This is a genomic window from Abditibacteriota bacterium (assembly GCA_017552965.1).
GTDB lineage: Bacteria > Armatimonadota > UBA5829 > UBA5829 > UBA5829 > RGIG7931.
Genome location: JAFZNQ010000004.1, coordinates 67,193 through 79,281, shown reverse-complemented (window position 1 = coordinate 79,281; position 12,089 = coordinate 67,193). Strand labels below are relative to the sequence as shown.

The following is a 12,089-nucleotide window of genomic DNA, read 5'->3' as shown; positions in this document are numbered from 1 at the left end:
CCTTGACTGTTGGGGCTCAGAGCGCCCCCACCGCCTGCAGCATGCACATATAGTTTTCCATGACCGAGGGAGCTATCCGCCGGCCGTAGGGGGAGGCGGAGGGCTGCAGGGCAAAGCCGCCGGGACCGGCGGAGCCCTCTTCCACCGCTGTCCGGACCTTCTCAGCGAAGTCCGCCGGCCGCAGGGTCTCTATGTCGCTGGCCTCTATGTTGCCAAAGAGGGCGATGCCGGGCCCCAGCAGCTCCCGGGCCTCCGCCAGGGTCACGTCTCCCTGCTCGGGAGGCTCCACCGGGTCTATGCCGTCGGGCCCCAGCTCCAGTATATAGGGGGCCACCCTTTTTATCTTGCCGTGACAGTGGAGCCGGCAGAGGCCTCCGGAGCCGTGGATGATGTCTATAAGGGGCTTGTCATAGGGCACCACGTATTCCCTGAACAGGGCAGGGGGCAGATAGGGGGGAGTGGCGTATTCGGGTCCGCAGAGCCGCCACACCGTGTCCGGCCTCTGGGCCGCTATCTGAGAGTATCTGTCCAGCTGGGAGGGCTGGAGCTTGTCCAGCAAGGACCGGAACAGGGCCTCCTCGGTGAGGGCCAGCACCGTGTAGTCCTCCATGGAAAAGAGGACCGCGGCCTCCGCCAGGGCGTCGGCTCCGTCTGCCATGACCACTCCCCGGTCCCCCAGGGCCTCCTCCTGCCGGGTCATGGGGGAGGCGTCGTAATCCCAGAGAAAATATTCGTCGGGAATGGACAAAAAGGTCTGCAGGTCCTCCGTGTTTTTCAGCAGGTGCTCCGTGTGCCACACGGTGTCTGCCTCCGCGTCTCTCCTGTCGGTCCTGGTGAGGGTCCTGCCGCCTATGCGAAAGGTGGTGACGGTGATGATGCTCCGGCCCGTGTCCCGGGTCTCGGTGGTCACCAGCTCCCGGTGGAGCTCCGGATATCTGGGGGTGGCCCGTATGATGCCAAAGCGCATGACGTCGGTCTTTTCCTCTGCCAGCTGCAGCAGGGGCTGCCAGTCGGGAGAATTGTACACGTTGTAGGGGGACGGGTCTCCGGGGTCCACGTTGAAGCCGCCTATCTCATAAAAATTCACCGGGGGCCTGTCCACGGGCAGGCCTCTGAGGGTATTGAGTATTCTGTGGGTGTTGGTCATAGGTCTTTCCTCCGGAATGCCAATAGCATTATAGCACCGGGCCCCGGGAGTGTCAAATATCCCGCAGGGCTTTTTGTGATATAATAGTATTGAGACAGGGAGGACGCGCTGATGGCGAAAAAGGAAAAGAGCAGGATATATCTGTTTCAGGGCAGAGACGACTACAGCAAGACAAAGGCTGTGGAAGAGCTGCTCCGTGAGGTGACCGACCCCGACTTTGAGCTCTTTGACAGAGACGAGATGACGGGAGACTCGGCCACTGCCAGCAGGATCATCACCGGCGCCGGCATACTGCCTCTGGGCTCTCCCAAAAGGACCGTGCTGGTCAGGTATGCCCACAAGATGCCCGCCGCCGAGCAGGCGGAGCTGGCCCGCAACCTGTATATGGTGCCGGAGTCCGGCTGCATCATCCTCTGGATACCGGCCCCTGACATGAAGGACGGCAAGCCTGCCCCGGGCTTTGAACTGTCTGCCGGCCTGTCCAAGGCCATCGAGAAGGAAAAGGGGATCCGCAAATTTGAGCCGGTGACCAGAAAAAAGGACATACAGGAGCAGGTGGAGCCCTTTGTCAGAGAACGGTTTCGGGAGCAGGGCAAGGAGATAGGCCGGGAGGCCCTGGAGCTGCTCATACGCCGGGTGGGCACCGACTACACCCTGCTGGCCTCCGAGACAGACAAGCTGTGCGCCTACGCTCTGGACCAAAAGACGGTCACTCCCGACGACGTCCGGCAGTGTACCAGCGAGACTCCCGAGGAGAGGGTGTTCGAATTTCTGGACGCCTTGCTGGGCAGGGAGGGCAAAAAGGCCGTGGCTATGGCCGAGGGCCTGTTTATAGAAGGCAACGAACCCCAGGCCACTGCCCTCAAGCTCCTGTCCCTTCTGTCCGGTCAGCTGCGGCTGCTGTGGCAGGCCCGCATACTGACGGAGCAGCATCCCGACGGGGGCAGGAAGCCCGTCTCAAAGGAGGACCTGGGAGACCTGGCGGAATATTTCCCTCCGGGCTCTCTGGTGACCCGGGCGTCCTGGCAGCAGACCAAGCTGCTGAATATGGCAAGAAAGACCACCTTTGCCGCCCTGCGGCGGTGGATAGGCATAGTGGCGGACACGGATCTGGCCCTGAAGGGGGCCGAGGATACGGACGAAGAACCCGAGGCCATCATCAAAACCATGGTCCTCAGGATGGTCATATAGGAGCGAAGAATGACAGAAGCGTGGGTTGACGGTTCGTTCAGAGACAACAGGGCCGGCTGGTCCTTCGTGGTGCTGGAGGACGGCGAGTATCTGTGCGAGGATTTCGGCACCGACGTGCCCCAGGAGTTTTTGACTCACAGAAACGTGGCGGGCGAGATATTTGCGGTGCTGAAGCTGCTGGATTTCTGCAACGAAAACGAGGTGACGGCCCTGAAGGTCCATCACGATTACACCGGGCTCCAGGCCTGGGCGGAGGGCACCTTCAAGGCCAACACGGTGCTGACCAAGTATTACAAGAGCTACGTGGATCAGGCGGGCGTGTCGGTGGAATGGGTGAAGACCGAGGGCCACTCGGGGGACACCTGGAACGAATACGCCGACAAGCTGGCCAAATACGCCATAGGGGTCCTGAAGGAGCCCCCGGTCCTGCCCGAGACCGCTCCCGCGGCCGCCGCGGAGCCGGAGGAGGAGCTGGACGAGAGCATAGACATCTACGCTCTCAAGCACGTGGATCTCCGCCGCCTTATGGCAGAGAAGGCGGAGCCCGCCCGGGAGCCCGACCCTCCGGAGGAAATGCCCCAGCCGGTGCAGCCCATCCCCCAGATGGGGGCCGGAGAGCCGGAGGAGACCTGCGGCGGGAAGGACGAAGCCTTTGCCAGAGCCCGCAGCCTGGCGGAGGAGGAGCGCTACATGGAGGCCTGGCAGCTGCTGAAGCCCTTTATGAACAACACCCTGTCCGACGGGGAGATAGCCAGCTTTCTGAGCTATATGGCTTCTTCGTCCCGGAAACAGGCGGAAAAGGCCTGCCGCAAGGCGGAGTCCTTGCTGGCCATGAGGCCCGGGGCCCGGCTCATAGAGAGAGCCTACTGTCAGGCTCTGTGGAGCGCCCGCATAGTCCCCTGCCTGACCGAAAGCCTTCTCACGGAGGAGAGCTACGTGGAGGGGAGAAAGGCCTGCGAAAAGCTGCTGGCCGTCAGCGTGTCGTCTCCCACCATACTGGACATGGTGCTGCCCTTTCTCAGGATATCCCGGAGGGTAGGGGACAGGCAGTTTTTGGCGAGAGTGGGACACGCGGTGGACCCGGCGGTGCTGTCGGACGAGCCCGTGAAGATAGGCGGCCGGAGCTTTTCCCGGAGGCAGGAGTTCAGGGAGCTGACCGGATAGGAGACTTATGAAAAAGATATGTATGGCCCTGGCCCTTTTGCTGCTGGCCACGGCCCTTTTCGGAGAAGAGATCTACCGTATCCGGGTGGAAAACCGGGCCCGGGGGCTGGTGCAGGCCAGCCTTGACGGAGGCAAGACCTATTATGCCGGCGGCCGGGTGACCCGGGCCGCCTCCCGGACCCGCCGGGCCTTTTTGGCGGCGGACTACACAGACGGAGGACTGGTGGCCGCGGCTGCCAGCCACGGCATACGCATCAAGGTGTCCCCTGCCGGGTCCCTGCTGAAGAACGGGCCGGACGACATGAGCATCTTCAGCCTGGTGCCCGCGGAGCTGTTCACAGAGCCGGAGCTCTACGGCGGCATCCCCGCCGGGGACTCGGGCATACACACGGACGTGGCCGCCGGGACCTTTATCTTCGGCAATGTGGCTCCTTTTCAGGGGAGCAGGGTGTTTCTGGAAAAGAAGGGCTCCCTGGAGCCTCTGGGGACCTCCTACGTCCCTGCCGAAGGGGACGTCATAGTGATCACGGTGGAACGGCCGGAGAGCCCCATAGACTACATAGATTTTGACAACAGGCCGGGAGGCCCGGTGACCGCATATCTGCGGGAGGGGGGCTCCTACGAGCTGACAAAGGTGGTCCAGCCCGTGAAGGGGGTGGGCCGCTTTGACGGCACCGCCTATGACCGGCCGGGACAGCTGAACACGGTGCACGGCGGAGTGGTGACCATAGCCACCTCCCCCCGGCGTCCCGCCGGGACCAAAGAGAGCACGAAGGACGAGTCCAGAGGGGGCTTTATGATACAGCCCCTGTTCCACTACTCCCGCCACGACGACGCGGTGGAGCAGGTCATGGTCGTAGGCTCCAAAAAGGACGCCTTTGAGCTGGAGGGCAGGGCTCCCCTTTACAAAGGGACACTGGGCCTGTGGTATTATCCGGAGCATCCGGAGAACTCCTTCAGGGCCCTGGTCCGGTTTGAGGGGGAGGACTTCCGGGAGATGCCCGCCTTTACGGGGCTGTCGTCGGACTGCTTTGCCAAACAGGGCCGCCGGCTGGAATGGGTGCGCCTGTGCTTCGGGGAATACAGCCCCGAGCTGACCCGGGCGGAGCTGGAAAAGGCGGCGGAGGCCCTGTCGGAGAGAGTGAAAAAGCAGGGGGCGAAGCCCATGTCGGACATATTTGCCCCGGAGATACCCCCGGAGCTGGCGGGAGCGGACTATTATATCATATATCTGGACGGAGTGTCCAAGGGGGCGGGCAACGACACGGCAAAGATGCTGATGGACACCTCCGGCTTGCCCAAGGGGGTCCACCACCTGCTCATCAGAGCCGGCTTTGGCGGGCAGGAAATGTATGCCTCCCGGTATTTTTTGAAATAGGAGCAGCTTATGGCGGCAACATCGAGAGAGCTGGTGTATCAGACACTGAATTTTGAAGACCCTGCCCGGATACCCCTGGAGCTGTGGTATCTGCCCATAGCCCAGATAAAGTACCCCGGCAAGGTGGAAGCCCTTTACGCGGAATACAACAATTTTGACACCACCGGCGTGGCTCCCTATTGCTCGGAGCCGGACTACGCTCAGGGAGACCCCTACGCCGTGGGGACCTTTCGGGACAGCTGGGGCTGTATCTTCGAAAACATACAGGCGGGAGTCATAGGGGAGGTGAAGGACCCCATAGTCAGGGACTGGCGAGAGGACAGGGCCAGGGTGCACTTTCCCACGGAGTGGCTCACCATCGACACAGACTCCATCAACCGGGACTGCGCCAAGACGGACAAGTTCGTGAAGGCGGGCTGCTGCCCCCGTCCCTTTGAGCAGCTGCAGTTCATCAGGGGCACCGTGCCCCTCTATATGGACCTCATAGACGAAAACCCGGACATGAAGGCCTTTCTCGCCGACATGGCGGACTTTTACTGCCGGTGCATGGAGCTGTGGGCCCGGACCGACGTGGACTGCCTGCAGTTTATGGACGACTGGGGCTCCCAGAAAAGCCTCCTCATCTCCCCGGACCTGTGGCGGGCCTATTTCAAGCCCATCTACAAGAGCTTTATAGACATAGCCCACGGCGCCGGAAAAAAGATATTCATGCACTCGGACGGCTATATACTGGAGATATACCCCGACCTGACGGAGCTGGGGCTGGATATGCTCAACAGCCAGATCTTCTGCATGGGTCTGGAAAATCTGGAGCCCTTTGCGGGGCGGATCACCTTCTGCGGCGAGATAGACCGGCAGCACCTGCTGAGGACCGGCACCACGGAAGATATAGACAAGGCAGTCCGGGAGGTTTACCGCCGGCTGTACAGGAAGGGCGGCGTCATAGGACAATGCGAGTTCGGCGACAGCAAGCCCGAGAACGTGTTTCAGGTTTACAAAAGCTGGAGCGAAGTGAAAAAAGGAGAGTAACATGGCCTGCGACAACAAAAACGATTGCCCCTGCACCTATCCCTGCGCCAACCACGGGAAGTGCTGCGAATGCGTGGCGTATCACCGCCCCAACGAGGTGCCCGCCTGCTTTTTCAGCAAGGAGGCGGAAAAGACCTACGACAGGAGCATCAGAAAGCTGGCGGAAGACCGGCTGAAAAAATGACCCTTCCGGGCCCGCGGCAGCGGGCCCCTTTTTTGTCCGGCGCCCCTCCCGCGCCGCAGAAATACCGCGTGCCGCAGCCCCGCGTCATCCCGGCGCTTGAGAGCTTTTGACCGGACCGCGAGCCACGGCCACGGACCAAGCCGGGGTGGGAGGGGCGTCATCCGGGGTCCCCGAAAAATCGCAGATTTTTTGGGGCTTAACTTCTTTTCTGCCCCGCCGCCGAAGTGACGTTTTCCGCCGGGATGACGCGCCGGGAGATCCGGTCATATTTGTCCCGGATATATGCTATAATCATACTGTAAGCCGGCCCTTTGCCGGCAAAAGCGAGAGGTGATCATATGTCCCGAATACCCGTCATTTTTGACACAGATATCTGCGACGATATCGACGATCTGTTTGCCCTGCTGTGCTGCGTGTTCCATCCCAATATCGACCTGAAGGCGGTCACGGTGGTCCACGCGGACGTGATGAGCAAGGCCCGCTACGTCCGCAAGGTGCTGGACATGGTGGGCGCCCGGGAGGTGCCCGTAGGGGTGGGGAAGCCCATCAGCCTGGCCCGGCTCCTCAAAAATCAGTATCATCCCCACATAGCGCCGGACACGGGCTATGACAGATTTGCCGCCGATATGCCCATAGGAAATTACCCCGGGGCTCTCGAAGTGATGAGGCAGGTCCTGGACGCTTCGGAGGAGCCGGTGGCCGTCATATGCGAGGGGGCCATGACCAACGCGGCGGAGCTGGCGGTGGAGTATCCCGCTCTGGCCCACAGGGTCCGGGGCTTTTTCGTCATGGGAGGCGAGGTGGAATATATGCATCCCGAGCACAACATCATGTGCGACCCGGAGGCGTCGGAGGTGGTGTTCAACTGCGGCGCGCCCGTGTTTGCCGCTCCCTTTACTCCCACCAAAAAGCTGCGGCTCACGGAAGAAAGGCTCAGGGCCGCCTTTGACGATATGACAAACCCGGTCCACAGGGTCATCAGGGAGAGCGCCGATCTGTGGTGGGGCAGGGACCCGGTGCTGTATGACATCGCTCCCGTGTTTTATCTCACGGATCCGGAGCTCTTTGAGACCCGGGAGTGCTCTCTGCACACGGAGCTGGAGGGCCGCTTTACCCGGGGCTACACCGTGGCGGACTACAAGGCTCCCGTAAAGAATTGCGCAGTGGCGCTGGACCTGCAGGAAGAGGAGCTGCTGGACAAGTGCGTCGGGCTGCTGAAGCAGGCCAAGGGCAAATAGCCCGTTCAAGGAGACAGATATGAAGCTCGGATACCTGCTGCTGGCGGTTTTTGTGTGCATGGCCCTTCCGGCCTGCTGCGCTCCGGACCCGGGCGCCGCGGCCAAAACCGCCGAAGGAGACAAGATACCCGTCATTTTTGACACGGATATCTGCGACGATATAGACGACCTGTTTGCCCTGCTGTGCTGCGTCCGTCACCCCCGGCTGGAGCTGAAGGCGGTCACGGTGGTCCACGCGGACGTGATGAGCAAGGCCCGCTACGTCCGCAAGGTGCTGGATATAGCGGGGGCCCGGGACGTGCCCATAGGGGTGGGGAAGCCCATCAGCCGGGCCCGGCTCCTCAAAAATCAGTATCATCCCCACACGGACGCGGGCACGGGCTACGACAGATTTGCCGCCGATATGCCCCTGGGGACTTATCCCGGCGCTCTGGAGGTGATGAGGCAGGTCCTGGACGCTTCGGAGGAGCCGGTGGCCGTCATCTGCGCCGGGGCCATGACCAACTCCGCGGAGCTGGCGGTGGAGTATCCCGCCCTTGCCCACAAGGTCCGAGGCTTTTTCGTCATGGGAGGCGAGGTGGTCTATATGCGTCCCGAGCACAACGTCATGTGCGACCCGGAGGCGTCGGAGGTGGTGTTCAACTGCGGCCTGCCCGTATTTGTCGCCCCCTATACCCCCGCGGAAAAGCTGCTCCTGAGGCGGGAAAGGCTCAGGGCTGTCTTTGCCGATATGACAGATCCGGTCCACAGGGTCATCAGGGAGAGCGTGGAGCTGTGGTGGGGGCAGGACCCTCTTCTGTATGACATAGCCCCCGTGTTCTATCTCACGGACCCGGAGCTCTTCGACACCCGCCCCTGCGCCCTTCACACGGAGCTGGAGGGCCGCCTGACCCGGGGCTTTACGGTGCCGGACTACAACGCGTCCGTGAAGAACTGCCTGGTGGCCGACGACCTGAAGGCAGACCTTTTGCTGGACAAATGCCTGGATTTGCTCAAACGGGCCAAAAACTGATATAATATAGGTGAAGAGATTTTAACAAGGAGAGATATATGAAGATCCGATACATCCTTTTGGCGGCGGCTCTGCTGGCCTGTATGGTCCTGTCCGGCTGCGGCAGCTCCGACTGGAGCGGCGGCACCGATTCCAGATACAAGGGCGAATACGTGTACACCAGCCTGAACTATGACTACAAGGAATACCTGTACGTAGAGAGAAACGGCGATTTTGGCATAGGCTATTACACTCTGGGAGGGGACGGCCTGTATCACCGCACCGCTGTCCTTTACGGCTACATACCCAACAGCGGCAGCTTTTCCGGCGCCTACAAGTCTTATGAGGACGGCAATTACGTCAGCGGCATATACGGCACCTTTACCCTCAGATACTCCGACGAGCTGTGGATAAACATGACGGAAAAGAACCCCTACACCGGCCGCAAGGTCACCAGCGACACCCAGTATTACCGCGAAAACTGGCGCACCTCTGCCAAGACCGGCAACGGCATCCTGCCCGACACCCTTCCGGGGGACAAGACAGGCAGGACCTGCGAAAAGAAAGAAGAATAGTCAGCGCAAAAACAAGGCCCCTTGCGGGGCCTCTTTTTTTGCGTCGGCGCGTTATTTCCAGAAATCCAGCTCTTCTCCGGCGAGCCCTGTATCTGCGGCTTTGAACACGGGGTCGGCTCCCTCTTTCTTCTGCCTTTCATAATCCTTCAGCGCGCCGACGGCCGCCTTGCCCAGCAGCATACAGGCGGGCAGGTTGATGAGAGTCATTCCGCCCATGGTGATGTCTGCCAGGGCCCAGGCAACGTCCATAGGCACTATGGCTCCCGTGAACACTATCAGAACGCATAACGCATGAAAAAGGGCCATAAACCCTTTGGAGGGCTTCTTTTTGCGGTTGAGGTATATCACGGCATTGTCCACGTAATACAGGTTGCCGATCAGAGTGGTAAAGGCAAACAGTACCATGGCCAGGGTGATGAACACGGGGCCTGTCTGGCCGAACAAGGTGAAAATGGCATTCTGGACGTAGACGGCGCCGGCGGCGTCCGCGCTGCGTTCGACGCCGCTGGACAGACACATCAGAGCCGTTGCCGTACACAGAAGCAGCGTATCGATATAGACGGAAAGCACCTGGACAAGCCCCTGCTTTGCCGGGTGGGACACTTTGGCGGATGCGGATGCGTTTGGCGCGGAGCCTACTCCCGCTTCGTTGGAATAGAGTCCCCTCTTGATGCCGTAGATAAGGCAGGAGCCTGCTACGCCGCCGAAGATCGCCCTGAAATCAAAGGCGTCCCTGAAAATCATGCCGAACATGGCGGGCACGTTCCCGAGGTTTGCAAGTATCACTGCCAGCGACATAAACACGTACAGAACGCCCATGACGGGAACGATGCTGCTCGTGATCTTCACGATGCGTTTTCCGCCGCCCAGCAGGCAGTAGCCGGTGATGGCGGCCAGGGCGCCGCCCACGATATAAGGCGTTGACCCGGGGCTGTAAAAGCCGTACCCCGCAAAAGTGGACTGCAGGTTATAAGAGCAGAGCAGGTTGAAGCCGCCTGCATAGGTTATGATGAGGAACAGCGCGAAGACGCCTGCAAGCAGCGGAGCGTGAAGGGCTTTTTCGATATAGTATGCGGGGCCTCCGTAGCATCCGCCGTCGGCGCTTTTTCTCTTGTAGATCTGAGCCAGCGTGCTTTCGATAAACGCCGAAGCGCCGCCTATGACGCACATCAGCCACATCCAGAAGCAGGCGCCGGGACCGCCCAGACATATAGCCGTAGATACGCCGACTATGTTTCCCGTCCCCACGCGGGAAGCGGTGGACACGAGCATAGCCTGCAATGAAGACACATGCGCCTTGTCAGTAGGGGGCTCCAGCAGCAGGCGGACAGATTCGGGGAACAGGCGTATCTGAACCCCCCTTGTCAGTACGGTAAAATACAAGCCGGCCAGCGACATAACTATTATCAGTATGGGATAATACATTACGTTGTCTGCCTGTTCGAGTATCCGGGTTATCGTTGCCATGTCTTTTCCTTGTCTTTTCCTTGTGCGGATCCCGCGCCGGGGGCATATTGTTCAGGGCCTGAATCTGTTCAGTGCGCGCCGGACAGCCTTCATCTTGCGCTGCAAAATGCAGGCCGGCGAATTGTATTTCCTGTATCTTGTCAATGCTTCTGCCGAAAACCTTTCGGACATACCTTCCTCAATGGTATAACGGCAGGAATTGCAGATGCCGCAGGGCTTTCCGTCAACGGGTTTGTGGCAGAACCACGTTTCATTGACGATATCCGACAATCTCATTTGGGCATATTCCCGCTTCATACGGAGCTTAGTATAGTCTGCAAGAGGAAAACGCTGGCTGCCAAAGAGAACGACAATGTCTTCCGAAGACCTGTCGCGGTCAACGGCATAACAGGTGCCGTACGGGGTGTTTTCGGGAGCCAGTGCTCCGTATTTCAGGATCAGGGCTATGGCTTTATCATCCTTATGAACAGACATCTCTATGCCCGGGTGTTCCAGGGCAAAGGCTCCGAGCCACTCGTATTGACTGCCCATAAAATCGCTCGTTACCAGACGATGAAAGGCTCTGGCAACGCGGCTGTCTTTATGCCGCGCATCTGCGGGAACGTAGATGAGCGGATTTATTGCGGCTTTTGTGGCGGGATCATCGAGCAGTTTTTCCCGTATATTATCAATTGCCTGCAGCTCCATTTTTTCTGCTGCTCTGTTGTCGGAAAGATAATACGGGTCAATAGTCACATTTTCACGGGACAGCTGACAGATCCTGAAGGTCGAATCGTATCCGCCGGTCCAGAAAACGCTTACTGTTGCTTTCATGTTCAGTTTGAGAAACCTTGCGGATCCGCCTATTGGGGGAGATGCTTCAGGCTGCGGATGATATCCTCGGTCATCCTGCCGTATCTGACGTAGTTGTCAAAGCGGATGTCGCTCTCGGGCACGTCCTTGTTCTGCTCGTGGAAGACCACGTCCAGATGGGGCTCTATGGAGATGCCTCCGTCATAGCCCGACCGCAGCAGGTCCTCCAGGATCCTCTTTACGTCTCCCTGTCCTTCCCCGGGGAAGGTCCAGCGGACCCGGTCGTTTTCCCACACGCCGTCCTTGATGTGGACGTAGGCCACGTGTTCCTTTACCTTGCTGTAGAACTCCCAGGCGGACTGCCTTTGGCCCGGCCGGAAAAAGTCCCGGGTCTGCACCGGGTTGCCCGTGTCAAACACCAGCTTCAGCCCCGGTACGTTGTCCACCAGCTCCAGGGTGTGCCTGTAGCTGATGCCGCCGTAGTTCATGCAGTTTTCGTGGACCATGGTCACCCCGGCGTCGTCAAAGATCTTCTTCAGCTCTCTCAGCCTTCGGAAGCGCTCTTCCTTCATCTGGTCCTCCGCGTCGGGGATCACGGCGTAGCTCATCACCCTTATGAGCCGGGTCCCCAGCCGGGTCATGCGCCGGGCGGCTCTTTTGGCCTGCTCCAGGTCCACGTCAAAGGGCTTGCGTATGTCCTTGCCCCAGTTGGCTATGGTGGAGCCAAAGCAGTTGACGCCTATCCCCGCCTCTTCCAGCTGTCCGCAGGCCCTGTCAAAGGCCTCTTCGGGCAGGTCGTGGATGTTCACCCCGTCGATGGCCCTGCTCTCGATATACTTCCAGCCCAGGGTCCGGGTCGCCTCTATCTGTCCGGCGAGCCCCGAGGCCGCCTCATCGGCAAATCCTGTCAGATACATGTCTGTCACTTCCTTT

The 12,089-nt window shown here is 60.0% G+C and carries 12 protein-coding genes; 8 read left to right on the top strand and 4 right to left on the bottom strand.

The window, feature by feature from the left end; all coding sequences use genetic code 11:
* Positions 1-16: 16 nt before the first annotated feature.
* Positions 17-1,147, bottom strand: coding sequence for a hypothetical protein (locus IK083_00700; protein ID MBR4748078.1), 1,131 nt, complete (start codon positions 1,145-1,147; stop codon positions 17-19).
* 111 nt (positions 1,148-1,258) lie between these two features.
* On the opposite strand from IK083_00700, the gene holA reads away from it, so the two are divergent.
* The 8 genes from holA to IK083_00660 all read left to right on the top strand — a co-directional run bounded on the left by holA (position 1,259) and on the right by IK083_00660 (position 8,897).
* Positions 1,259-2,338, top strand: coding sequence for a DNA polymerase III subunit delta (gene holA / locus IK083_00695; GenBank protein ID MBR4748077.1), 1,080 nt, complete (start codon positions 1,259-1,261; stop codon positions 2,336-2,338).
* 9 nt (positions 2,339-2,347) lie between these two features.
* Positions 2,348-3,502: a hypothetical protein gene (locus tag IK083_00690; GenBank protein ID MBR4748076.1), complete on the top strand. Its 1,155-nt coding sequence runs from the start codon at positions 2,348-2,350 to the stop codon at positions 3,500-3,502.
* Positions 3,503-3,509: 7 nt separating this feature from the next.
* Positions 3,510-4,880, top strand: coding sequence for a hypothetical protein (locus IK083_00685; protein MBR4748075.1), 1,371 nt, complete (start codon positions 3,510-3,512; stop codon positions 4,878-4,880).
* 9 nt (positions 4,881-4,889) lie between these two features.
* Complete coding sequence (locus tag IK083_00680; protein MBR4748074.1) at positions 4,890-5,909, top strand: methyltransferase; 1,020 nt, start codon at positions 4,890-4,892, stop codon at positions 5,907-5,909.
* Between the two features lies 1 nt (position 5,910).
* Positions 5,911-6,093, top strand: a complete 183-nt coding sequence (locus tag IK083_00675) for a hypothetical protein (protein ID MBR4748073.1) — start codon at positions 5,911-5,913, stop codon at positions 6,091-6,093.
* Between the two features lie 338 nt (positions 6,094-6,431).
* Positions 6,432-7,331: a nucleoside hydrolase gene (locus IK083_00670; GenBank protein ID MBR4748072.1), complete on the top strand. Its 900-nt coding sequence runs from the start codon at positions 6,432-6,434 to the stop codon at positions 7,329-7,331.
* A 19-nt stretch (positions 7,332-7,350) separates the two neighbouring features.
* Complete coding sequence (locus tag IK083_00665; protein ID MBR4748071.1) at positions 7,351-8,343, top strand: nucleoside hydrolase; 993 nt, start codon at positions 7,351-7,353, stop codon at positions 8,341-8,343.
* A 38-nt stretch (positions 8,344-8,381) separates the two neighbouring features.
* The gene (locus IK083_00660) at positions 8,382-8,897 is read left to right on the top strand and encodes a hypothetical protein (GenBank protein ID MBR4748070.1); all 516 of its coding nucleotides are present in this window, start codon (positions 8,382-8,384) and stop codon (positions 8,895-8,897) included.
* 51 nt (positions 8,898-8,948) lie between these two features.
* Here the strand turns inward: IK083_00660 and IK083_00655 are convergent, their stop codons facing one another.
* From IK083_00655 to IK083_00645, 3 genes are read right to left on the bottom strand one after another with little or no spacing between them, the layout of a single operon-like run.
* Positions 8,949-10,364, bottom strand: a complete 1,416-nt coding sequence (locus IK083_00655; GenBank protein ID MBR4748069.1) for an alanine:cation symporter family protein — start codon at positions 10,362-10,364, stop codon at positions 8,949-8,951.
* Between the two features lie 51 nt (positions 10,365-10,415).
* Positions 10,416-11,177 (bottom strand): hypothetical protein, encoded by a 762-nt coding sequence (locus IK083_00650; protein MBR4748068.1) that lies wholly within the window; start codon positions 11,175-11,177, stop codon positions 10,416-10,418.
* A gap of 29 nt (positions 11,178-11,206) precedes the next feature.
* Positions 11,207-12,073: a sugar phosphate isomerase/epimerase gene (locus tag IK083_00645; GenBank protein MBR4748067.1), complete on the bottom strand. Its 867-nt coding sequence runs from the start codon at positions 12,071-12,073 to the stop codon at positions 11,207-11,209.
* Positions 12,074-12,089: the final 16 nt, after the last annotated feature.